Source organism: Cribrihabitans pelagius, assembly GCF_048820915.1.
Classification (GTDB): domain Bacteria; phylum Pseudomonadota; class Alphaproteobacteria; order Rhodobacterales; family Rhodobacteraceae; genus Cribrihabitans_A; species Cribrihabitans_A pelagius.
In genome coordinates, this window is sequence record NZ_JBMERR010000020.1 from 70534 (window position 1) to 93569 (window position 23036).

Below are 23036 nucleotides of genomic sequence, written 5' to 3' on the forward strand. Positions count from 1 at the left end.
ATGGATTCGATTCTGGTGACGGGCAACGGCCCGCTGAACGGGCAGATCCCGATTGCGGGCGCCAAGAACGCCTGCCTCACGCTGATGCCCGCCACGCTCCTGAGCGAAGAGCCGCTGACGCTGACCAACGCCCCGCGGCTGAGCGACATCAAGACGATGACGCAGCTGCTGCAATCCTTGGGCGCAGAGGTCTCCAGCCTGCAGGACGGCCAGGTGCTTGCAATGTCGAGCCATGACCTCACCAGCCACGTCGCCGACTACGATATCGTGCGCAAGATGCGCGCCTCCAACCTGGTGCTCGGGCCGATGCTGGCCCGGCTGGGCCAGGCGGTGGTGTCGCTGCCGGGCGGCTGCGCGATCGGGGCGCGGCCGATGGACCTGCACATCCACGGCCTGGAGGCGCTGGGCGCGGAGATCGAACTCAAGGACGGCTACCTGCACGCCAGGGCGCCCAAGGGGCTGAAGGGCGCGGTCGTGGAGTTGAGCTTTGCCTCGGTCGGGGCGACCGAAAACATCATGATGGCGGCCACGCTCGCCAAGGGCACCACTGTCATCAAGAACGCGGCGCGCGAGCCGGAGATCGCCGATCTGGCCGATTGCCTGCGTAAGATGGGCGCCCAGATCGAAGGCGACGGCAGCCCTGACATCACCATCCAGGGCGTCGACCGGCTGCATGGCGCCACCCACCAGGTGGTGACCGACCGGATCGAGCTCGGCACCTACATGCTGGCGCCCGCAATCTGCGGCGGCGAGGTGGAGCTGCTGGGCGGCCGCATCGGCCTGGTCGGCGCCTTCTGCGAGAAGCTCGACGCGGCCGGTATTCATGTGGAGGAGACGGAGAAAGGCCTCTTGGTCAGCCGCAAGAACGGCCGAGTGCGGGCGGTGGATGTGGTGACCGAACCTTTCCCGGGCTTCCCCACCGACCTGCAGGCGCAGATGATGGCGCTGATGTGCACCGCCGAAGGCACCTCGGTGCTGGAGGAGAAGATCTTCGAGAACCGCTTCATGCACGCACCGGAGCTGGTGCGCATGGGCGCCCGGATCGAGGTCCACGGCGGCACTGCCAAGGTGACGGGGGTGGAGACACTGAAAGGCGCGCCTGTGATGGCCACCGATCTGCGCGCCTCGGTTTCGCTGATCCTCGCAGGCCTCGCGGCCGAAGGCGAAACCGTGGTCAGCCGGGTTTACCACCTGGACCGCGGCTACGAGCACGTGGTGCGCAAGCTGTCCGGTGTCGGCGCGCAAATTGAACGTGTCCGGGAGCCGGCATGAGCGACGCGCGTTTCCACGAGGGCCGCGAGGCGCCGCTGAATCTCGGTGCGCTGGAGGCGGCGGATCTGCAGGTGATCTCTGCGCTGGCGCAGGACGCGGTCTTCCCGGTCTCGGAGATGAGCTGGCGCGCCGCCGAGCGCCGCTTCGCCCTGCTGCTGAACCGCTTCCGCTGGGAGGATCTGCCGGCCGCCGAACAGCGCGGCCGCCCTTATGAACGGGTGCAGTCGCTGCTGGTCATTGGCAACGTGATGGCGGTGGCCTCGCAGGGGATCGACAGGAAGGACAAGGACCTCGTGCTGTCGCTGCTGGCTATCAGCTTCGAGCCGGGCGAGGACGGCGCGGGCAATGTGCTGCTGACGCTGGCAGGCGACGGCGCAATCCGCCTCAGCGTGGAGGCGCTGGACGTGGCCTTGCGCGACGTGACCCGCCCCTACCGTGCGCCTTCCGGCCACGCCCCCGATCACGGTGCCTGAGCAGCCCCGGCGCCACTTTCTGTCCGGAAATACCCCGAGGTGAATTGGCCGCGAGGCCAAGAGGGGCAGCGCCCCTCCGCCTTCCCGGTATGCCGCCCCCGCGGCGTATCGGGAAGGCTGCCGTGGGCTTGAGCCGCTCAGTCCAAGCCGCTATTGCGGGCACAAAGGAGACCCACCGATGCCGCAGTTTCTCAACACCGCCGATGCCGAATTCGAACAGGCCTTCGCCGCGCTTCTGAGCGCCAAGCGCGAGGACAGCCCGGATGTGGACGCGGTCGCCGCGGAGATCATCGCTGACGTGCGGGCCCGCGGCGATGCGGCTCTGATCGAGCTTACCGCGAAATTCGACCGCCTGGACCTAAGCGCGGACCAGCTGCGGTTTTCCGAAGCGGAGATCGCCGCCGCAGTTGCCGCGGTGCCGGAGACCGAGCGCAAGGCGCTGGAACTGGCGGCGGAACGCATCCGCGCTTACCATTTGCGCCAGATGCCCGAGGACGCGCAATGGACCGACGACGCCGGCGCCACCCTCGGCTGGCGCTGGTCGGCGGTGCCTGCGGCCGGGCTCTACGTGCCGGGGGGGCTTGCGTCCTATCCGTCCTCGGTGCTGATGAACGCCATCCCCGCCAAGGTCGCGGGCGTCGAACGCCTGGCGGTCACGGTGCCGGCGCCGGACGGGCGGGTGAACCCGCTGGTTCTGCTGGCGGCGCAGCTGTCCGGCGTCGACGAAATCTACCGCATCGGCGGCGCCCAGGCGGTGGCGGCGCTGGCCTATGGCACCGCAACCGTGGCCCCGGTCGACAAGATCACCGGCCCCGGCAACGCCTTTGTCGCGGCGGCCAAGCGGCGGGTCTTCGGCAAGGTCGGCATCGACATGATCGCGGGCCCTTCAGAGATCCTGGTGATTGCGGACAAGGACAACAACCCGGACTGGATCGCGCTCGACCTGATGAGCCAGGCCGAACATGACGAAAGCGCGCAGTCGATCCTGATCACCGATGACGCGGAATTTGGCCGTGCGGTGGCGGCGGCGGTGGACAAACGCCTGGAAACCCTGGAGCGCCGCGCCATCGCCGGCCCCTCGTGGCGCGACTATGGCGCGGTGATCACCGTGCGCGACCGGGACGAGGCAGCGGCGCTGTCGAACCGGATCGCGCCGGAACACCTGGAGCTCTGCGTCGCCGACCCGGCGGCGCTGAGTGAAAAGACCGTGCATGCGGGTGCCATCTTCCTCGGCCAGTACACGCCGGAGGCCATTGGCGACTATTGCGGCGGCCCCAACCATGTGCTGCCAACCGCGCGCTCGGCCCGGTTCTCCTCCGGCCTGTCGGTGCTGGACTTCCTGAAGCGCACAACGCTCAGCCAGATGAGCCCGGAGGCGCTGCGCGCGATCGGCCCGGCGGCGGCCACGCTGGCGGAAAGCGAAAGCCTGGAGGCGCATGGGCTGTCGGTTTCGGTGCGGCTGGATGCGCTGAACGGCTGAGCCGGGCGGGCATTGCTGCCGGGACAGGGGAGGGGCCAGCCCCTCTGCGCCTGGCGGCGCATTCACCCCGGGGTACTTTAAGCCGGAAAGCAGCTTGCTCAGTAGTGGCTGGTGTAGCCGCCGTCCACGGCCAGCACCTGGCCGGTGACGTATGAAGCGGCGGGGGAGGCGAGGAAGAGCACCGCTGGAGCCAGTTCCTCCGGTTCGCCCCAGCGGCCAAGCGCAGTGGCGGTTTGCAGCCGGGCGGCCACGGCGGGGTCTGCCGCCGCCTCCCGGTTCGGCGCGGTCTTGAAAAAGCCTGGCGCCACCGCATTTACGGTGATGCCGTGCGGGCCGAGTTCGGCCGCAAGCGCGCGTGTCATGCCGTTGATGCCTGCCTTGGCGGTGGTGTAGGCGGCATCGCCACTCTGCGCGATCAGGCCTGCGATGGAGGAGATGCTGATGATCCTGCCGCGGCCCTTGGGGATCATCTGCGCGGCAGCCATCTGGGCGAGGCGGAAGGGGGAAACAAGGTCGACTTCCCACAGCGCCTGCAGATCGCCGCGGGTGAATTCCGCCAGCCCGCGCCGGTCTCGCTGACCCACGTTGTTGACCAGGATATCGAGCCCGCCCGCGCCAGCGATCTTGGCAAACGCCGCCCCGGACGCGGCCTCATCCGCGACATCGAAGGCCAGCGGCTGCGCGGCCGCACCGATCCGGCTGGCAGCGTCCTCGCAGCGCGCGGCATCGCGCCCGTTGATCCAGACCGTGGCCCCGGCCCCGGCCAGCAGCCTGGCGGTGGCAAAGCCGAGCCCGCCGGTGGAGCCGGTCACCAGCGCGCGCTGGCCTGTCAGCGAAAAGGCCTCACTGCCCGTCATCTCACTCTCCGTCGAAGCTGCCGGCAGGCTGCGGAGCGCGGCGCAGCGTGTCAAGCCTTGCCGCGAGGGCGGCTGGCGCGGGCTCCCGCAGCTCCATTGCCCCGGCGACGGCGGTGCGGTACTGATTCTGCCAACGCCTTTGCGCATATGAGACCGGAAGACATGAGCCGCATCAGCCACATTGAATTGGACGACCGCAACCTGCCGCCGCCGACGCCTGAAATCGAGCAGGAGCGCAAGGTGGCGATCTACGATCTGATTGAAGACAATACTTTCGTGCTGCCCGGGAAGGAGGGCCGCGGCGCGCCGGAGGGGCCCTATCACCTTGGCCTCGCGATCCGCGACAAGCGCCTGGTTTTCGATGTCAACACCGAAGACGGCGGCAAGGCGGCCGAGTTCCACCTGTCGCTGTCGCCCTTCCGCCAGGTCGTGAAGGACTACTACCAGATCTGCGAGAGCTATTTCACCGCAGTGAAGACCCTGCCGCCCAGCCAGATCGAAACCATCGACATGGCCCGGCGCGGCATCCACAACGAAGGCAGCCGGGTGCTGCAGGAGCGGCTGGAAGGCAAGGCCGAGGTCGATGCCGATACCGCCCGGCGGCTGTTCACCCTGATTTGCGTGCTGCATTTCGGAGGCTGATGCGTGGAGGAGCTGCCTCAGTCCGTTCTGTTCTGCTGCGACTACAACTCCGTCCGCTCGCCCATGGCGGAAGGCATCATGAAGAAGTTCTACGGCACCGGCACCTACGTGCAATCCGCCGGTGTCAGAAACGACAAGGAAATCGACGGCTTCTCCATCACCGTCTGCCAGGAGATCGGGGTGGAGCTGTCGCGGCACCGGTCGCGCTCCTTTGATGAGATGGAGCGCTGGGGCGATGACCTCTCCTCCTTCGATCTGGTGGTGGCGCTGTCGCCCGCCAGCCAGCGCCGGGCGCTGGAACTCACCAGGTTTTTTCACCTCGATGTCGAATATTGGCCAATAATGGACCCTACCGGGCTCGGCGAGACGCGTGACGCCAAGCTACAGGTGTACCGGCAATCACGGGACCAGATAGTCCAGCACCTGAAAGCCCGCTGGGGCGAACCGGCGGAGAGACCACGAGGGAAGATATGAGTGACACCATCGCGCGCTATTTCGCAGCCTTCAACGCAGACGACACCGAGGCCATGCTGGAGTGTCTGGCCGACGATGTGGCGCATCACGTGAACGAAGGCCAGATCCGGGTTGGGAAGGAGAAATTCGCGGATTTCTGCGCCCACATGAGCCGCTGCTACAAGGAGGAGTTGACCGATGTGGTGATCTTCTCCGCCGAGGAGGGCCGCCGGGCCGCCGCCGAGTTCATCGTGAACGGCATCTACCTGCAGACCGACGCGGGCCTGCCGGAGGCGCGCGGGCAGAGATACCGCCTGCCTGCTGGGTCGTTCTTCGAACTGGCGGATGGCAAGATCTCCCGCGTCACCACCTATTACAATCTCGCAGACTGGATCGCGCAGGTCTCCCGCTGATGGCTTTGCGGGTCGAGGTTCTGACCGGCAGGGCCCTGGATAAGGCGCTCGAGCATGTGGCTCGGCTGCGCATCGAGGTGTTCCGCGCCTGGCCCTATCTCTACGATGGCGACTTAGCTTACGAGCAGGCCTATTTGCAAAGCTACCGCGACAGTGACCGCGCCATCGTAGTAGGGGCCTTTGACGGCGAGCGGCTGGTGGGGGCCTCGACCGGCGCACCGCTCGGCGATCATGCGGAGGATTTTGCCGCCGCCTTCGGAGCCAGCGGCATTGCGCTGGAGGATGTGTTTTATTGCGCCGAATCGGTCTTGCTGGCGGAGTACCGCGGGCAGGGGCTGGGCCATGCGTTCTTTGATGCACGCGAGGCCCATGCACGCAGGCACGGCTTTGCCAGATGCGCCTTCTGCAGCGTGCAGCGCCCGGGCGGCCATCCATTGCGGCCGGAAGGCTATGTGCCGCTGGACGGGTTCTGGCGCAAGCGCGGCTATGCACCGCTCGAAGGCGTGGTGGCGCGGTTTTCCTGGAAGGACGTAGACCGGGAGACCGAGACGGAAAAGCCGCTGCAATTCTGGATCCGCGACTTGTGACTTGCGCTGGCACCGGAAAATGTAAATTTTCCGGCCAAAATTCTTGCAAGAATTTTATGCCAGGCCGCAGGCCGCGCGCAATGGAGGGAATGTCATGAAGATCGCAACCGCTGCCTATCCGCTCGACGCGCTGGAGAGCTGGGCGCAATATGAAGACAAGACCGCCTCCTGGGTGGCGGAGGCCGCGGGCAATGGTGCGGACCTTCTGGTCTTCCCCGAATATGGCGCGATGGAGCTCGCGACGCTGGACGGCGCCGCCGTTGCGGCGGATTTGCAGGCGTCGATCCGCGCGGTTTCGGAGAAGATGGAGGATGCGGCGGCGCTGCATCTGAAGCTGGCAGAGGAGTATGGCGTGCACATCCTTGGCGCCTCGGCCCCGGTGGAAAGCGGCGGCGCGCTGCCGGTGAACCGGGCGGAGCTCTATGCGCCCTGCGGCAAGCGCGGTCATCAGGACAAGCAGATCATGACCCGCTTCGAGCGTGAGGAGTGGGGTATCGCGGGCGGCGGGCCGCTGACGCTTTTCGACACCGCGCTGGGCCGGATCGGCGTGCTGATCTGCTATGACAGCGAGTTCCCGCTGCTGGGCAGGGCCTTGTGCGAGGCGGATGTGATTCTGGTGCCCTCGGCCACCGAGGCGCTGGCGGGCTACTGGCGGGTGCGGATCGGGGCGATGGCGCGGGCGCTGGAAAACCAATGCGTGACCGCGATGGCGTCGCTTGTGGGCCCCGCGGACTGGTCCGAGGCAGTGGATGTCAGTACCGGCATGGGCGGCATCTTCGGCCCGCCCGATACCGGTTTCCCAGCCACCGGCGTGCTGGCCGAAGGCCGGCTGAACGTCGCCGGCTGGACCTATGGCGAGGCGGACCTTGCCGCGATTGCCGCGGTGCGCGCAGACGGGGTGGTGCTGAACCGGGGCCACTGGGAGGAGCAAATGCCGCGGGTGAAAACGATCACAAATGCAGTGTTGACATGATTGTGCCCTTGAAAAGCGGGCAAAATGCGCCCATTTAAGCGCACGGCCCGCAGTTTGCCGGGCTAACACAATGATGGAGACAACATGGCCAAGGAAGATACGCTCGAATTTCCCGGTGTCGTGAAGGAACTCCTGCCTAATGCGACGTTTCGGGTCGAGCTGGAAAACGGCCATGAAATCATCGCACATACGGCAGGCAAGATGCGCAAAAACCGCATCCGTGTTCTGGCTGGCGACCGGGTTCAGGTGGAAATGACCCCCTACGACCTCACCAAGGGCCGGATCAACTACCGCTTCAAGTAAGCAGCTGATCCGCCAAGACATGCAAAGCCCGGCACTGCGCCGGGCTTTTGTTTTGTAAAACCGGCCCGGGGCCGGTGCCTCCGGCGGGAGTATTTTCCGCAAAGAAGAAGCAGCGGGTGCAGCCTTCCGGCTGCGGCAGAAATTCTCTATGACAGCCAAAACGGGAAAAGAGGGCCACGGCATGGCATTCATTCTGGGATCGGGCAGCCCACGGCGGCTCGAGCTTCTGGCACAGCTCGGCGTGCATCCAGACGCTGTGCGCCCGCCGGAGACCGACGAGACCCCGCAGAAGGGCGAGCTGCCGCGCGCCTATTGCGCGCGGGTCACACGGGAGAAGGCAGCCGCGGTGCCCGCGGAGGCGGATGACCTGGTGCTCTGCGCCGATACCACCGTGGCGCTGGGCCGCCGCATCCTGGGCAAGCCGGGCGATGCGGGCGAAGCGGCGGAGTTCCTGCTGGCGCTGTCCGGCCGCCGCCACCGGGTGATCACCGCCGTGGCGCTGCGCCGCGGCGACCGGATCTGGGAGAAGGACGTGGTGAGTCAGGTCAAGATGAAGCGTCTGTCCGACGAGGAGCTGAACGGCTACCTCGCCACCGGAGACTGGCAGGGCAAAGCCGGAGCCTATGCCATCCAAGGTCCGGCGGGCGCTCTGATCCCCTGGATCAGCGGCTCCTTTACCGGCATCGTTGGCCTGCCGCTCTCGGAAACCGCAACCCTGCTGCGGGCCGCGGGCCTGCCGCTTTTCCAGGAGGCCGCCGCATGAAGGGCCGCAGCATCATACTCGACCACATCCAAGGCCGCGAAGCCGCGGCGCTGATGGTGAACGGCACGCTGGAGGATTTCCTCATCGCCTCCGGCGCGCCCGCGCCGGGCACCATCTACCGCGCCCGCGCCGACCGCCCGGTGAAGGGGCAGGGCGGCATGTTCCTCACCACTCCCGACGGGCCGGCCTTCCTGCGCCAGGTCAAGGGGCTGGCACCGGGGCAGATGATCCTGGTGCAAGTCTCGGGCTATGCCGAGCCGGGCAAGGCGATCCCTGTGACCCAGAAGCTTCTGTTCAAGAGCCGCTACGCCATCGTCACCCCCGGCGCACCGGGCCTCAACGTCTCGCGCAGCATCCGCGACGAGGAGGAGCGCGACCGCCTGCTGGAAATCGCCCACGGGGAGATGGGGGAAGGCGGCCACGGGCTTATCCTGCGCTCGGCCTGCGCCGGGTCAGAGGAGGCAGAGATCGCCGAAGACATCGCCGCGATGGCCGCCCTGACGGCGAAGGTGATGGAAGATGACGGCAAGGAATCTGAAGTCCTGGCGGAGGGTGACGGCCCGCATCTCCTCGCCTGGCGCGACTGGGTGGAGCCTGCCGAAGTGGAGCGCGCGCCCGGCGGTTTCGAGCGCCTCGGGGTGCTGGAAGCGCTGGACGCGGCCCGCGGCGCCCGCGAGCCGCTGCCGGGCGGCGGCTGCCTGTTTGTCGAGCCGACCCGCGCGCTGGTGGCGGTGGATGTGAACACCGGCTCCGATGCTTCGCTGGCGGCGGGGCTCAAGGCGAACATGGCCTGTGCCAAGGCATTGCCGCGAGTGCTGCGGGTGCGCGGTCTCGGCGGGCAGATCGTGCTGGATCTCGCGCCGATGCCCAAGAAGGACCGCCGCACCTTCGAGACGGCCTTGCGCGCCGCCCTGCGCGCCGATTCGGAGGAGACGGTGCTGGCGGGCTGGACCAACCTCGGCCACTACGAGCTGCAGCGCAAACGCGGCCGCCCCGAGCTGCGCGAGGTGCTGAAATGAGCTGCCCGATCTGCGGCGCGGACACGGCGCGCCCTTACCGCCCGTTCTGCTCCCGCCGCTGCGCCGATGTCGACCTCGCCAAATGGATGAACGGCGCCTACGCGGTGCCGAGCCGCGACCCGGAAGATATTGAAAACGCACTGGAAGAAGCCGAGCGCGCCCTGGGCTGCGAGGAAAAGGGCCGCAAACCGCGGCATTCGTGATTTTCTTTGAAAAAGCCTCTGGACACCACCGGGCACAGCGCATAGAAGGCCCACACCCAAGGCAAACAGCCTTTCCCGTGCCCGGGTAGCTCAGGGGTAGAGCAGTGGATTGAAAATCCTCGTGTCGGTGGTTCGATTCCGCCCCCGGGCACCATTTTTCAAGAAAAAGTGGCTTTATTTCAATCGCTTGTACTGCGTTCCTGGCGCTTAGCCCCACTAAACGCCCCATTTCCAGTTTTCGATGCCCTAGCATCCCGCAAAGGTCCGGTATGGTCCTGCCGCCGGTTGCAGATGGCAGAATCACGGGCTCATGAAAGAGGAACCTTCGCGTTGGACAAAGGGTGACTTGCGGCGATTTTCAGTATCCATTGTACCGCGTGACACGCCCCCGGTTTGCTAAAAGAACGGGCGTAGGGCTAGACGGAAAAGGGCAAATTTGCCTCGCAATCCGGCGGGCCCCTTAACAGAGAGTAAATGCTGTATAGCCAAAATCTGGGCAACGTTGGGTTACCAAGGAGCCGAAAAGCTGTCGAAGTTCGGCATCATTCAATGGCAATGCGCAACACTGCCGAACGGTGGGTGCATTAGCACCAAAGACTTTCCGTCCGACAAAACCACCCGCTGGGTCGCATCCCGCAAGGCTGCCGTCGCCAAGGCGGTCATGCGGTTCTGGATCAAGGGGACAAACGTCTTGTGCCGGTTTTCGCTTCTATGGCAGTACCGGCTATCCAGCCGCGACTTCGCGCTCTCCAAAAAACAATTGATAAGGGTAAGATGATTTATGGAGCAGAATACTTCGCACGCCGTGATGTCACAGCGGTTCGAGCCCAGCACTAGTCTTGACGATTTTCCAACTCCGCCCTGGGCTACGCGAGCGCTTCTGATCCATGTGCTCGGAAATGAGGACTTTTCCTCTGCTACTTGTTTAGAGCCTGCTTGCGGTCGGGGTTACATGGCGCGACCACTGAGTGAGTTCTTTGGCGAGGTTGACGCTTCAGACGTGCATCCTTACGGTTTTTCCGATGTCAAAGACTTTTTAGCACACCCTTTTGAGGCTGGGTCTCACGATTGGGTCATTACTAACCCACCATTTCGGCTGGCAGAGCAGTTTGTAGAGCGAGCTTTAAAAATTGCTCGCGTAGGGGTCGCAATACTGGCTCGTACCGTCTTCTTGGAAAGTGTCGGGCGCTATGAGCGGATCTACCAAAACAACCCTCCAAGTATTTTTGCCCAGTTTAGCGAGCGAGTGCCGATGGTCAAAGGCAGGGTTGACCCGAAAGCATCGACTGCTACCGGGTATGCTTGGTTCGTGTGGGATAAACGGGCTTGCGGTGAAGCAAAGCTTGGTTGGGTTCCTCCGTGCCGGAAAGTGCTAGAGCGGCACGGAGACTATTCTTAGGCTTCCGGCTTGTTGAAATGAAATAATCCAGACTTCAATTCATCAAGGGCTTTTGTTGCATCGCCATCTTCAAGAGCTTGGATGGCCTTATTTACGAAACCTCGCAACCGGCGGCTTTTGGGGCCAGGTGAGCCCTTGGGGAATAGTTCTGCTTCGGGAGCAGCGGATAAACTCCCGTGACTGCCTTCAATTACTTCGGCAACCCTAGCCTGGTTCTCTCCGAACCAGGCCGCAATGTCATGGTGCTTGTCACCCCGAGCAAGCATTCCCAAGACGATCTGTGCTTCTCTATTGGTCAGGGCCATGGGCAGAACTCCAAGTTAGTTGTTTCTTTTGCTTGAAAGCTCAGCACAGAAGTAAAATTCTTGCAACTTTACAGTGCAGGGTACCCTGCGACACTTTGACCTATAGTTGTGAAGGGCAAGCGTGCGCTGGGATGTGTATCGCGCCTGTCATTATTCAGGCCAGTCAGCTCATTCATCTGGTGGCGCTTTTGGCAGGCGACCTGTTCCAGTCCATTTGAGCGCCCCGCGCCCACGTTGAACTTGCGCATTTCTGGCTCTCCCCGCCTCGGTTTTCGTGCCTGCGAAAAGCCTGCCATGAAAGCGGCAGCGGGCTCCGCCAGCGCCGCGCCCTGGGTTTGGTTCTCTGATTAACGCGCTAAACGCTAGCCCAAATGCGGCCGTAGCTCAGTGGTAGAGCATGAGGTTTCCACCCTCTGTGCGCCAGTTCGATTCTGGTCGGCCGCTCGTCCTGCCGCCTTCTTTTGTTGGTGCTTACGCGCGCACGCGCGAGGAAGGCCGCTCAGGGCCGCAGTTCCGCCTGGGTTTCCTCTGCTTGCGCATGTCCCCTTGCACCGGATAACGTGTCCAAAAAAATATTTTATTGAGGCACATCACATGCTCACAGGTAATATCCGCAACCAGATCGATCAGATCTGGAACGCGTTTTGGTCCGGCGGGGTTTCCAACCCGCTGTCCGTGATCGAACAGCTCACCTTCCTGATGTTCATCAAGCGGCTGGATGACCTCCACACGGTCGAGGAGCGCAAGGCCGAGGATCTTGGCATTCCCATGTCCCGCCGGATCTTCCCCGAGGGCCGTGATGACAAGGGTGAGCCCTACGACAATCTACGCTGGTCCCGCTTCAAGCATTTCGAGGCGCGGGAGATGATGCGGATCGTCGATGAGCATGTCTTCCCCTTCCTGCGGCAGCTGGGAGAGGAAGGCTCTTCCTACGGTACCCACATGAAGGACGCGCGGCTGGGCTTTTCCAACGCCAACCTGCTGGCCAAGGTCGTGCAGATGTTGGACGACATCCCCATGGACGACCGCGACACCAAGGGCGACGTCTATGAGTACATGCTGGGCAAGATCGCCAGCGCCGGCACCAATGGCCAGTTCCGCACGCCCCGCCATATCATCGAGCTGATGGTGAACCTGATGGCGCCACAGCCAGGCGATACCATTTGCGACCCGGCCGCGGGCACTTGCGGCTTTCTGGTGGCGGCGGGGGAATACCTGCGCGAGCACCACCCGCAGATGCTGCGCAACAGGGAGCAGCGCGAACATTTCCACAATGGCATGTTCCATGGCTTCGACTTCGACTCCACCATGCTGCGGATCGGTGCGATGAACATGACCCTGCACGGGGTCGAAAACGCCGATGTGTCCTACCGCGACAGCCTGGCGGAGGAGCACGGCAGCGATGCGGGCGCCTACTCGCTGATCCTGGCCAACCCGCCCTTTGCCGGCTCGCTGGATTACGACACCACCGCCAAGGATCTCTTGAAGATCGTCAAGACCAAGAAGACCGAACTTTTGTTCATGGCGCTGTTCTTGCGGCTGCTGCGCACCGGCGGGCGGGCCGCTGTGGTGGTGCCGGACGGGGTGCTGTTCGGCTCCTCCAAGGCGCACAAAGATCTGCGCCGCATGCTGGTGGAGGAGCACAAGCTCGACGCCATCATCAAGCTGCCCTCGGGTGTGTTCCGCCCCTATGCCGGCGTGTCCTGCGCCATCGTGGTGTTCACCAAGACCGGCGTCGGCGGGACCGAGAATGTCTGGTTCTACGACATGGCGGCGGATGGCTTCAGCCTGGATGACAAGCGCACGCCCCTGCTGGACGCCGCCAAGCTGGGTGCCCGGCCGGCTGAGGCGCTGGGCGCGGACGAGCACGCCAGGAACAACCTGCCCGACATCCTGGGCCGCTGGGCGGCGCTGGAGGCAGAGGCAGAGCGCCCCCGCACCGCGCAGAGCTTTGTGGTGCCCGCGGCGGAGATTATCGCCACCGGGTCGTGGGATCTGTCGCTGAACCGCTACAAGGAGATCGAGCACGAAGAGGTCGACCACGCCGCTCCGGCCGAGATCATCGCCGAGTTGCGCGCGCTGGAGGCTGAGATCAATGAGGGGCTGGACCGGCTTGAGGGGATGCTGGGATGAGTTCTGGCTGGCCGACCGTTTCCTTTGGCGAAATTTTTGAAATCACTTCCAGTAAGCGTGTTTTACAGCGCCAGTGGGCCGACGAAGGTGTACCATTTTATAGAGCTCGGGAGATAGTGAAGCTTGCAAAGGACGGGCGTGTCCAAAATGAGCTGTTCATTTCGGAAGAGCTCTATTCAGAGTTGTCTAGCAAGTATGGCACGCCGGAACCCGGAGACCTTATGGTTTCGGCTGTCGGGACGTTAGGAGCTTGCTATGTCGTTCAGCCGAACGATAGGTTCTACTTCAAGGATGCGAGCGTTCTACGGTTTCACCCAAAGGCACAAGTATTGCCCCGATTCATCCAACACGCATTCGCAACGGCTACAATGCGTGATCAGATCGCGTCTGGCTCTGGGTCAACCGTAGGAACGCTTACGATTTCGAGAGCAAATGAACTCAAAATCCCCCTGCCGCCGCTGGAGGAGCAGAAGCGGATTGCGGGGATACTGGATCAGGCCGAAGAGCTCTGCCGCCTCCGCACCCGCGCCCTCGACAAGCTGAACACCCTCGGCCAGGCGATCTTTCATGAGATGTTTGGGGATTGGCAGATTGATGCCAAAAACTGGCCAATTGTTGAGCTGGGTGATGAGCTGGAGTTCCTTACCAGCGGCTCACGTGGGTGGGCAAAATACTATTCGGACTCAGGCGCGAAATTCATCCGTATCCAGAATGTGCGGAGGGACTATTTCGACAAGCATGACATGGCCTTCGTCAGCGCGCCCGAAAACGCTGAAGCGAAGCGGACCAAAGTGCGACCTGGCGATGTTCTTCTCAGCATCACAGCGGACCTCGGGCGGACCGCTGTTGTACCTGAAGGTATCGGCGACGCCCACATCAATCAGCATCTGGCAATCCTGCGGCTTAGATCTATGAACCCGCAATATGTTTCTGCTGCACTCTCAAGCGCAGCGGGACAGCGTGTGATACAAAAGAAGAACCGTGAGGGCGTCAAGGCGGGCCTAAACTTCGATGACATTCGAGGTATCGAGTTGCCTAAACCACCGATGGAATTTCAGGAGGAATATGTGGCACGGATCCGTGAATTGTTCGCGTTACAATCGAAGGCGGAGGACGCTCAGCGTCATAGCGATACCCTCTTTTCTTCTCTCCAGCACCGCGCCTTCCGCGGGGAACTGTGAAGTGAGCGGCTTGCATCACCTGACCTTTCCCGGCGCGATGCTGGAGCGCGGGTTCTGGCTGTATGTGTGGCGCGTCACGGCGCCGGATGGCGAGACGCTCTATGTAGGCCGCACCGGGGACAACTCCAGCCCCCATGCAACCCCGCCCTACACCCGCATGGGGCAGCACCTTGGCAAGATCCCGAATCAGAGCGCGCTGCGGAATCATTTGAAGAACCGCGGCATCGAAGCCGAGGCCTGTTCGTCCTTCGACCTGGTGGCGCACGGCCCGCTGTATCCGGAGGTCGTCAAGGATGTGGATTGCCGTGACACCCTGATGGTACGGCACAAGCCGATGCGGGATCAGGTTGGCGCCATGGAGAAGCTCTTGTGCGACGGGTTGAAGGCTGGGGGGTATGATGTGCTCAATACAGTCAACTGCCGGTGGAAATTAGATGAAACCGGCGCGCAAAAGTGGTTTGCTGCCAAAGAAGCCTTCCGCGAGGTGTTTCCCGCGCTGGGCTAGGCAATAGCGTTTTAGGATTTTCATGTCTCAGTTTGCATTTCTCGCTGATGATTTTCCCGTCCTGTATAAATACGCCGCCAAGGCGGAAACCCATGCATTGTCTGACCCGCGCGGCGCCTGTTTCTGGGCGCGGCTGACGCTGGAAACCGCGCTCAAGTGGATTTACCGCACCGATCCGGCGCTGCGGCGCGTCTACACCGACACGCTGGCCGCGATGATTGCGGAGCCCAGCCTGGAGGCCCTGACCGGCCCCGCGATCACCACCAAGGCGCGCTACATCAAGGATCAGGGCAACCGCGCCGCGCATGATGCAGGCAAGCCGCTGACCGCCCATGACGCCACTGCCAGCGTGCGGGAGCTGTTCCATGTCTGTTATTGGTTTGCGCGCACCTACGCCAAGGTGAGCCGCCCGGATCCGGCGCTGGCATTTGACGTAGGCAAGCTGGAAAAGTCGCTGACGATTACCGCCAGCACCGTTGCCCAGATCCAGAAGGTCGAAGGCGAGATCAAGGCCGAGCGCAAGCGGGCTGAGGCGGCCGAGGAGGCCCTGCGGGCTTCTGAGGAAGGGCGGCAGCAGCTGGACGCGGAACTGGCCGCCGTGCGCGCCGAGATGGCCGCCCTGCGCAAAGCCAACAGCGCGGTGCAGGACACCCATGACTACAACGAGGCTGAGACCCGCGACAGCTTCATCGATTTGCTGCTGGCAGAGGCGGGCTGGCCGCAGGACCAGGAGCGGGACCGGGAGTTTCCGGTTACCGGCATGCCGACCAGCAGCGGCAACGGTTTCGTTGACTATGTGCTGTGGGGCGATGACGGTAAGCCGCTCGCGGTGGTCGAGGCCAAGCGCACCAAGAAAGACAGCCGCACAGGGCAGCATCAGGCAAAGCTCTATGCCGACTGCCTGGAGGCGGCTTACGGCCGCCGCCCAGTGATTTTCACCACCAATGGCTACGAGCATTGGATCTGGGACGACCTCGCCTATCCGCCGCGGCAGATCTCGGGCTTTTTGAAAAAGGATGAGCTGCAGCTGCTGCATCAGCGCCGCGAAAATGTTCGCGCCTTGTCTACGGTCGACGTCGACCCCGACATTGCCGGGCGCCATTACCAGCAGCGGGCCATCCGGCGTGTCGGCGAAGCTTTTGAGAAACATGCGCAGCGCAAGGCCTTGCTGGTCATGGCTACCGGCAGCGGCAAGACCCGGACTGTGATTGCCCTGATCGACCAGCTGATGCGGGCAAACCGCGTGAAGCGGGTGCTGTTCCTGGCGGACCGGGTGGCGCTGGTCAAACAGGCGCATAGCGCATTCAAGGCGCATCTGCCTGCGACCCCTTGTGCCAATCTGCTGGAAAGGCACGATCCGAAGAAGAACGACCACTCCGGCGCGCGCGTTTGCTTGTCGACCTATCCGACGATGATGGGGCTGATTGAGGAGATGAAGGGTGGCGAGAAACGCTATGGACCGGGCCACTTTGACCTGATCGTCATCGATGAGGCGCACCGCTCGGTTTACCGCAAGTACCGGGCAATCTTCAGCTACTTCGACAGCCTGCTGGTCGGGCTTACGGCCACGCCGCGCGATGAGATCGACAAGGACACCTACTCGCTGTTCGGTCTGGAGAAAGGCGTTCCGACCGACGCCTATGATTTGGATGATGCCGTGAGTGACGGCTACCTGGTGCCGCCCACCACGATTTCCGTGCCGTTGAAGTTCCAGCGTGAAGGCATTGCGTACGATCAGCTGACCGAAGAGGAAAAGGAAGCCTGGGACGCTATCGAGTGGGATGAAGAGGGCACCCAGCGCGACCGTGTCGAGAGTGCCGATCTGAACAAGTGGCTGTTCAACATCGATACCGTAGACAAGGTGCTGGAACACCTGATGCGCAACGGGATTAAGGTGTCGGATGGGGACCGCCTGGGCAAGACCATTATATTCGCCAAGAACAGCAAACATGCGCAGTTCATCGTGGAACGGTTTGACGTGAACTATCCCCACTATAAGGGCGAATTCGCTAAGCTCATTGATTTTAGTGTCTCCCACCCGCAGTCGCTGATTGACGACTTCTCGGAGGCCGACAAAGCGCCCCACATCGCGGTTTCCGTGGACATGCTCGATACCGGGATTGACGTGCCGGAGGTCGTGAATCTGGTGTTTTTCAAGATCGTGAGGTCCAAAACGAAGTTCTGGCAGATGGTCGGCCGCGGCACGCGCCTATGCCCCGATTTGTTCGGGCCGGGCGACGACAAGCAGCAGTTCGTCATTTTTGACTTTTGCCAGAACTTGGAGTTTTTCCAAGAAAACCCGAATGTCTTGGATGGATCAGGCGCGAAACCCATCGGCGAGAGGCTGTTCACGAGCCGTGTGGAGCTGATCGAAGCTTTGGGGGAGAGTGGAGAGGAACACCAAGATCTGATTGCGGCGACTAAGACCCGCCTGCATGAAGAGGTCATGGGCATGCCGATCGACAATTTCATCGTGCGCGCCAAGCGTCGCAGTGTTGAGCGGTTCCGTGACGTCGCTAGCTGGGAGGATCTGAACCTCGATGCCCGCATGGCCCTGATCGAGGATCTCGCAGGTCTGCCAACCGCCTATGACGATGGTAAGCTGCCAGCGAAACAGTTCGATCTGCTAATCCTGAATGCGCAGCTGGAGCTGCTAAGGCAGCAAGGCGGTTTCACTCGTTTTCAGGACCGCATAGTAAAGTTCGCGTCCAGGCTTGAAGAGCTTTCGAATGTGCCGCTTGTCTCCAAGGAGCTTGAGTTGATCCTCGAAATCCAGACGGATGTATACTGGGAGGATATCACGCCGGAGATGCTGGAGAGCGTCCGCCGCCGCCTGAGACATCTGGCAGAACTCATCAAGCCCACTGAACGCAAAATTGTAATCACTGACTTTCGGGATGACATCGGTGAGGGTAACCCCATGACCATGCCCGAGGTCGGCAGCGGCGTCGACAAAGCCCGCTTCAAGATGAAGGTCCGGCGTTTTATAGAGCAGCACAAGGACCACATTACCTTAATCAAGGTCCGCCGTGGCGAAGCGCTGACAAAACAGGATATTGATGAGCTTGAGCGTATTCTGATCGAACAGGAAGTCGCGGATGATGCCATAATCTCCGATCTGGCAGGTGAAGGCGGATTGGGCCGGTTTCTGCGGTCGCTGACTGGGCTGGACCGCGCCGCGGCTAAGGAGGCCTTCAGCACCTTCGTATCGCAAAATCAGCTGAATGCAGACCAGGCTGAGTTCCTTGATATGGTTATAGACAGTCTGACAGAAAGCGGCTTCGTTGACCCTGTGTCCTTCTACGAAAGCCCCTTCACGGATCTGGATGATATGGGCATTGCGGGTATTTTCAGTCGTGAGCAGGTGCAGGAGATTATACAAATCGTTAGGGGGCTCAACGATGCCGTGGCAGCCTGACAGCTAGCAGTTTTCGATCTGGATCAGGACCATGCTTGCCTGCAATTTCACTGTTGTCTTCTTTTGTCGAGGAGAACGTTCTTTCGACTTTCTGATCCTGAAATGAGTTGGCCAAGGCCCCAAAGGGCCCTGCCTGTGGCTAGATGTATATATGTCCTGATATTTGTGCCGCCTAATTTGAGAATTAGACCTATCCCGTCACGATTTTTAGTACGGGTAGCCCTCTTTCGTAGGTCTTTTCTGGCGTAGCGCCACATTGTTTGTGTCGCTTGTGCACAGTTTTTGTGCGGGGCTTTTCAGGTTCAATCCAGCGGACGAATGCCTTTCGAGCAGGTTTGCTGTCTTGGGTTGGCAATTCATCCAACGCCCAATGTGCAGCCTCTCCTATTCCAGCAGGACCAAGGCAAGAGCCGCGCGTCGCGTGGATGAGGCCCCGTTCCTCCAGTTCCCTGAAGTAGTCACCCACTGTGTTGCGGTGCACATTTAGAGACTTTGCTGCGTCCCGGTGACTCAGAATGATCGCTCCATTATTATTGCCGTTGTAGCGACGCTTCAGTTCAATATAGAGCGCGCGGGGGCCCGGTTTTAGGCTCCTCCATGCGAGGGATGCCTGTAGCCACTCATGTAGTTGCACATGGCGGCCAGTGCCGCGCTTTTTCCTCTTGTACGGTTTGCGGCTCATGGTGCGGGCTCCTGATGGGCTGCGGCCTTAGCCATCAGCCCGGAAATCCAAAGGCTTTTTTGAATTCCAAATTGCCGTAGGCCAATATCCGGTCCGATTTCTTTCTGTTGGCTAGGTGCGAGCTCTAGGTGGTCGTAGGATGACCGATTAGCATTTCTCATGGGGGTGCCCTCCAAAATGAAGGTCTGCATAGAGGGCCGCGTGAGAGCGACTTAGGCCGAAACGTGTTTGTAAGTGCCGTATCTGGATCTCGCGTGCTGCGGGGTGGTTGATACGTTTTTGCTTCACGCCGCAAGCGTTTCGGAACGGACTGCTGTAGCAGTGACCATTGCTCATTTGATATCCTTTGCTATGGCGGGGCAAAGGGCGTAGGATTGCGGGTGTCAAAGCCCGTAAGCAAATCACATACAGCCCGCGCCCCAGTATATTAGGGGTGCGGGTTTAGTTATGCCGCTTCGCGACTATTCAGCCATTCAGTGATGACGCTTTCCGGCCATGCCACGGCCTTACGTGTCAAACGCACGGGGCGAGGAAATTCGCCCCTGTTCATCATCGCGTAAATCGTGGTGCGGCTCAGGCCGGTAAGCGCTTCAACTTCGGGGCGGCGGTAGTGCTTTTCTGCCATCTCGGCATCCTCCTGCTTCTGGTGGTCGATGCAGGAATAATGGGAGAACAAGCCCTGAACGAATAGCTAGGCAGGTTACGAAAACCTACCCAATAGTTGAGCGTAACCTCGGGAAGGCGCTGAAAGGAAGTCGTGCGCTAAAATGGTGACGTTGTAGAAAAGTGTTTTGTTTACAATAGACTGAGTGGGTGGTTAGGTTTCTTGAAATAGGTGGGTAGGTTAACCCCCGGATGACGGCGCGCCGCCGGACTTGCGCCAATTTACAAGAGTGACAATTCTGTCTTTTGCTGAGCCAGAGAGCTTGTCTTCGCCAAGCCAAGCATCGGGATTGGCGTCGATCCATGCCTCAATCGCAGCCTTCGGACTGCCCTTGAACTTCTGTTGGGATGCAAGCGCATTCCAAGCCTTCACGGCCAAGTCCAACTCAGGAGAGAAGTGATCGTGGGAACGGTCTGCAAAGGGCGTCGCGTCCTCATCAATTGGCGGGAAGAAGAACGGGGGCTTTAGGCCCTTTTTTGCCATCCATTCCCGGAAATCTGTTAATCGAAAAAGAGACTTTTCCCAATCTGGCGTATTCATTATTGCCTCTCTCTTAGAAGCGCTTAGCGGCTCGAAACTGAAAGGCTCATGTTCATCTGGAACAAGGTATGTGACTTGACCGGGTAGTTCAGCACTTGCAACCGCACGACTGATTGCGCGAAATACCGGCGCAAATTCTTTGGAATGCAGGTAGCTTGGTTCGCAGCTGGATGAACCTACTGCTTGAAATTCCCCGTCTTGCACGCGCTTGACATCAATTGGCTTCCAAGTGCTCGGGCTTAGGCCGACAACGAGCATTGCTGCCTCAATCACAGTTAGATATTCACACCACCTCCAATGCTCCATCTCATCTTTGTGGCTGGCCAATTCGTCATAGCTGTCCGCGTATCCGCTCATCCGCCTGCAATCCTCACAATTTCTGCCTGTTTCCTGGTCACGAAATCCGCCCATCGCGCCATAAGCACGCGGCGCTGTTCCAAGTGGTCCGTGCGGCGATAGGCTCGTTCAACGCTGCCACCGACAACATGGCCTAGCGCGGTTTCCGACACCTCAAACGGAGTGTTGGTGGTTTCTGCCACCCAATCCCGGAAGCTGGATCGGAACCCATGCGGGCGGGCTTCCATTTCTCTGCGCTCCATCAGCCGCGCCATCGTCGCATCGCTGATGACCCCTTTGCGCACGCTGGGGAAAAGAAAACCCTCGCGCTGGTGCTCTTTTGCGGCCTCAATGACCGCCAGCGCCTCCGGGCTGAGAGGCACGCGGAAATCCGACGTGGCATCCTTGCGGCCCTTCACGGTCTCTGCCGGGATGGTCCACACGTCGCCGTCGATCTGGTCAACGTGCAGGTGCCGCAGCGGGCCAGACCGCACCGCCGTCAGGATAAGCAGGCGCAGGGCAAGGTGGGTTACGGTGCCTTCGTCCAAGCTGGCATAGAAGGCAGGCACATCTACCCAAGGCAGCGCGGGGATGTGCTTTGCCTTGTGGCGCTGCTTGCCCAGCAGGGCGCGCGCTTTCTCCACCGCTTGCAAGTCCACATCCAAGCCCAGCGCGGCGGCGTGTTTCAGGCAGATGCCCAGCCGATTCATCGCCTTGCGGGCGGTTTCTGCCTTGTCGTGCCAGATAGGGGCCAGCGTGTCGCGAATGTCGATCTGGTCAATATCCGCAACAGGGACAGCACCCAGGCGCGGCAGGACGTGGATTTCCAAGGGGGAGAACCAGCGGCCCGCCTTTCCGTCACCTTTCAGTTCGGCCTTGCGCGCTTCAAAGGCATCCTTGGCAATGTCCCGCAGCAGATGCATGTTGCGCTCTGCCTGCCTGCGCTCCCTCTGGCGTTCCTTGATCGGGTCTAGCCCTTGCCGGGCCACAGCGCGCCATTTCGCGGCTTCCTCGCGGGCTTCCTTTAGCGATACCTCAGGATATGGGCCGAGCCCCATTTCCCGGCGGCGGCCATGTACGGTCACGTACAACAGCCATTTGCCGCGGTCCGGGGCTCGCTTGTGAAGCCAAAGATTGCCGCCGTCGCCGTGCTTCCCGGCGGCGACAGCCTTAACCCTTGCGGCACTGAGTTTGTTCGTTTCCCTCATTGGGGCTTAACTACTCTCTATCTCTGGCCCCACTTTCGGCCCCATCTTTATATGTTGTAGGCAGGGGAACCTGGCGGAACAAGCGGGAATTACTGGAGTTCGTTAAGCTATTGAAAAAGCGTGAATCGGCTCCGGTCCAGGAATATCCGGGAATTGCTCAGAAGGGATGTTCAAGGCAGCCCCCGGGCACCACTAAATCACTGAAATAGTTGATTTATTTGGTTCGTTGAGATCGTCAGATTTCACCCGTAAAAGTTACAGAGAGTTATACACTCCTCTGACGGGCTCGATTTGTCCCAAGATTCCAAAAACCGAATACTCAAGATCAAGCATCTCCGGAAAGGGCTGGCCATCGTGCTGACAGCTCGATGCCCGTACTGGCTTATTCGCTTCAGAGATCCCCGTGCAGGGAAATACGTCCACCGGTCGTCTAAGGAAACATCGCGTCTCGAAGCGATGGAAGTGGCTTTTGAGTTTGCCGACTCATACCGCAGCAAGGCCAACAGCGACCATGCTCAGAAGAAAGCCACTAGCTTCGAGCACTATGCCAAGAAGCTGATGGGCATTCAGAAAGGCAAGTCCAAGTGGTCGGATGGCGACAACAAACTGCTGAACCGATCCAAGGACGGGCTGATCTGCTATTTCGGTAAGTATGACGTCACGAAGATCACCACCGGCAAGGTCCGGGACTACCTGATTCACCTGGACGAGAACCGGCCAAAGCGGCTGGCAGAATCGACCAAGGCCAAACACACCATCATCATTCGCAAGGTCCTGACGCTGGCGGTGGAAGACGGCATCCTGAACGTGCTGCCGGAGATGCCGAAGCAAAAGACCGTGGACACGCCCCGCCACACCTTCACGGACGACGAATACAAACGGTTTATGAAAGCTGCCGGAGAATGTGCCAAACGCGGCGATGTGGTTCGTGGCGTCCAGATCACCGGCCACCATGCTAAGATGTTCCGTTTCGTCGTTCACACGTTCCTCCGGCCTACAGAGGGCGAGCTGTTCGGTCTGAAGCACAAGGACATTCAGATCAAAGGCGACCCGCCGCACTTGGAAATGAACGTCCGTGGCGGAAAGACCGGCGGGCGCACTAGGCTCAGGACCCATTGATTTCCGTTTGGCCGCGTGATTCACGGTGCTCAAAACGAGCGGTGAACATGTCTGACCTTTTCTGGCTGAGCGACGAGCAGATGGCCCGTCTGAAACCCTTCTTCCCAA

24 protein-coding genes and 2 tRNA genes are annotated in these 23036 nt (G+C 61.3%); 20 read left to right on the forward strand and 6 right to left on the reverse strand.

The annotated features are described in order from the left end of the window. The 3 genes from murA to hisD all read left to right on the forward strand — a co-directional run bounded on the left by murA (position 1) and on the right by hisD (position 3225). Positions 1-1272: a UDP-N-acetylglucosamine 1-carboxyvinyltransferase gene (murA, locus tag ACOHX0_RS17085; RefSeq protein WP_420678356.1), complete on the forward strand. Its 1272-nt coding sequence runs from the start codon at positions 1-3 to the stop codon at positions 1270-1272. Beyond that, a complete protein-coding gene (locus tag ACOHX0_RS17090; RefSeq protein WP_420678357.1) occupies positions 1269-1745 on the forward strand; it encodes a DUF2948 family protein in 477 nt (158 codons plus the stop codon). Before murA ends, ACOHX0_RS17090 begins: the two co-directional genes overlap by 4 nt. A 178-nt stretch (positions 1746-1923) precedes the next feature. Continuing rightward, positions 1924-3225: a histidinol dehydrogenase gene (hisD, locus tag ACOHX0_RS17095; RefSeq protein WP_420678358.1), complete on the forward strand. Its 1302-nt coding sequence runs from the start codon at positions 1924-1926 to the stop codon at positions 3223-3225. Positions 3226-3323: 98 nt separating this feature from the next. Here hisD and ACOHX0_RS17100 read toward each other — a convergent pair whose 3' ends face one another. Beyond that, positions 3324-4082, reverse strand: a complete 759-nt coding sequence (locus ACOHX0_RS17100; RefSeq protein ID WP_420678359.1) for an SDR family oxidoreductase — start codon at positions 4080-4082, stop codon at positions 3324-3326. A gap of 162 nt (positions 4083-4244) precedes the next feature. Between ACOHX0_RS17100 and ACOHX0_RS17105 the strand changes: the two genes are divergently transcribed. The 11 genes from ACOHX0_RS17105 to ACOHX0_RS17155 all read left to right on the forward strand — a co-directional run bounded on the left by ACOHX0_RS17105 (position 4245) and on the right by ACOHX0_RS17155 (position 10216). Continuing rightward, positions 4245-4724 carry a UPF0262 family protein gene (locus tag ACOHX0_RS17105; RefSeq protein ID WP_420678360.1) on the forward strand — a complete coding sequence of 160 codons (480 nt, stop codon included), beginning with the start codon at positions 4245-4247 and terminating at the stop codon, positions 4722-4724. A gap of 3 nt (positions 4725-4727) precedes the next feature. Beyond that, complete coding sequence (locus ACOHX0_RS17110; protein WP_420678361.1) at positions 4728-5198, forward strand: arsenate-mycothiol transferase ArsC; 471 nt, start codon at positions 4728-4730, stop codon at positions 5196-5198. Continuing rightward, complete coding sequence (locus ACOHX0_RS17115) at positions 5195-5590, forward strand: ketosteroid isomerase-related protein (RefSeq protein ID WP_420678362.1); 396 nt, start codon at positions 5195-5197, stop codon at positions 5588-5590. Before ACOHX0_RS17110 ends, ACOHX0_RS17115 begins: the two co-directional genes overlap by 4 nt. Then, positions 5590-6177, forward strand: a complete 588-nt coding sequence (locus ACOHX0_RS17120; protein WP_420678363.1) for a GNAT family N-acetyltransferase — start codon at positions 5590-5592, stop codon at positions 6175-6177. The genes ACOHX0_RS17115 and ACOHX0_RS17120 overlap by 1 nt, the downstream gene beginning before the upstream one ends. Before the next feature lie 94 nt (positions 6178-6271). Then, on the forward strand, positions 6272-7150 hold the full coding sequence (locus ACOHX0_RS17125; protein ID WP_420678364.1) for a carbon-nitrogen hydrolase family protein: 879 nt from the start codon (positions 6272-6274) through the stop codon (positions 7148-7150). Between the two features lie 84 nt (positions 7151-7234). Next, positions 7235-7453, forward strand: coding sequence for a translation initiation factor IF-1 (gene infA, locus ACOHX0_RS17130; protein WP_005620785.1), 219 nt, complete (start codon positions 7235-7237; stop codon positions 7451-7453). Positions 7454-7634: 181 nt separating this feature from the next. Beyond that, positions 7635-8216: a Maf family protein gene (locus ACOHX0_RS17135; protein WP_420678365.1), complete on the forward strand. Its 582-nt coding sequence runs from the start codon at positions 7635-7637 to the stop codon at positions 8214-8216. After that, entirely contained in the window at positions 8213-9235 is a 1023-nt protein-coding gene (locus tag ACOHX0_RS17140) for a ribonuclease E/G (RefSeq protein WP_420678366.1), read from the forward strand. The genes ACOHX0_RS17135 and ACOHX0_RS17140 overlap by 4 nt, the downstream gene beginning before the upstream one ends. Beyond that, positions 9232-9438, forward strand: a complete 207-nt coding sequence (locus tag ACOHX0_RS17145) for a DNA gyrase inhibitor YacG (RefSeq protein ID WP_420678367.1) — start codon at positions 9232-9234, stop codon at positions 9436-9438. Before ACOHX0_RS17140 ends, ACOHX0_RS17145 begins: the two co-directional genes overlap by 4 nt. A 79-nt stretch (positions 9439-9517) precedes the next feature. After that, positions 9518-9592, forward strand: a tRNA-Phe gene (locus ACOHX0_RS17150). 348 nt (positions 9593-9940) lie between these two features. Next, on the forward strand, positions 9941-10216 hold the full coding sequence (locus ACOHX0_RS17155; RefSeq protein WP_420678368.1) for a DUF1153 domain-containing protein: 276 nt from the start codon (positions 9941-9943) through the stop codon (positions 10214-10216). Positions 10217-10833: 617 nt separating this feature from the next. Here the strand turns inward: ACOHX0_RS17155 and ACOHX0_RS17160 are convergent. Beyond that, on the reverse strand, positions 10834-11142 hold the full coding sequence (locus tag ACOHX0_RS17160; protein ID WP_420678369.1) for a hypothetical protein: 309 nt from the start codon (positions 11140-11142) through the stop codon (positions 10834-10836). A gap of 373 nt (positions 11143-11515) precedes the next feature. On the opposite strand from ACOHX0_RS17160, the gene ACOHX0_RS17165 reads away from it, so the two are divergent. The 5 genes from ACOHX0_RS17165 (at position 11516) to ACOHX0_RS17185 (ending at position 18379) form a co-directional block, all read left to right on the forward strand. Beyond that, a tRNA-Gly gene (locus tag ACOHX0_RS17165) sits at positions 11516-11586 on the forward strand. Between the two features lie 150 nt (positions 11587-11736). Further along, complete coding sequence (locus ACOHX0_RS17170) at positions 11737-13275, forward strand: type I restriction-modification system subunit M (protein ID WP_420678370.1); 1539 nt, start codon at positions 11737-11739, stop codon at positions 13273-13275. Continuing rightward, positions 13272-14456 (forward strand): restriction endonuclease subunit S, encoded by a 1185-nt coding sequence (locus tag ACOHX0_RS17175; protein ID WP_420678371.1) that lies wholly within the window; start codon positions 13272-13274, stop codon positions 14454-14456. Before ACOHX0_RS17170 ends, ACOHX0_RS17175 begins: the two co-directional genes overlap by 4 nt. Positions 14457-14466: 10 nt before the next feature. Then, a complete protein-coding gene (locus tag ACOHX0_RS17180) occupies positions 14467-14961 on the forward strand; it encodes a hypothetical protein (protein ID WP_420678372.1) in 495 nt (164 codons plus the stop codon). Positions 14962-14983: 22 nt separating this feature from the next. Further along, complete coding sequence (locus tag ACOHX0_RS17185; RefSeq protein ID WP_420678373.1) at positions 14984-18379, forward strand: DEAD/DEAH box helicase family protein; 3396 nt, start codon at positions 14984-14986, stop codon at positions 18377-18379. Between the two features lie 190 nt (positions 18380-18569). Here the strand turns inward: ACOHX0_RS17185 and ACOHX0_RS17190 are convergent, their stop codons facing one another. The 4 genes from ACOHX0_RS17190 to ACOHX0_RS17205 form a co-directional block, all read right to left on the reverse strand. Continuing rightward, complete coding sequence (locus ACOHX0_RS17190; RefSeq protein ID WP_420678374.1) at positions 18570-19061, reverse strand: hypothetical protein; 492 nt, start codon at positions 19059-19061, stop codon at positions 18570-18572. A gap of 445 nt (positions 19062-19506) precedes the next feature. Then, positions 19507-19686 (reverse strand): helix-turn-helix transcriptional regulator, encoded by a 180-nt coding sequence (locus ACOHX0_RS17195; protein ID WP_259973470.1) that lies wholly within the window; start codon positions 19684-19686, stop codon positions 19507-19509. Positions 19687-19905: 219 nt separating this feature from the next. Next, positions 19906-20622: a hypothetical protein gene (locus tag ACOHX0_RS17200; protein ID WP_420678376.1), complete on the reverse strand. Its 717-nt coding sequence runs from the start codon at positions 20620-20622 to the stop codon at positions 19906-19908. Then, positions 20619-21809 carry a tyrosine-type recombinase/integrase gene (locus ACOHX0_RS17205; protein WP_420678377.1) on the reverse strand — a complete coding sequence of 397 codons (1191 nt, stop codon included), beginning with the start codon at positions 21807-21809 and terminating at the stop codon, positions 20619-20621. Before ACOHX0_RS17205 ends, ACOHX0_RS17200 begins: the two co-directional genes overlap by 4 nt. Before the next feature lie 291 nt (positions 21810-22100). Between ACOHX0_RS17205 and ACOHX0_RS17210 the strand changes: the two genes are divergently transcribed. Then, positions 22101-22928 (forward strand): phage integrase SAM-like domain-containing protein, encoded by an 828-nt coding sequence (locus tag ACOHX0_RS17210; protein WP_420678378.1) that lies wholly within the window; start codon positions 22101-22103, stop codon positions 22926-22928. Positions 22929-23036 lie beyond the last annotated feature (108 nt).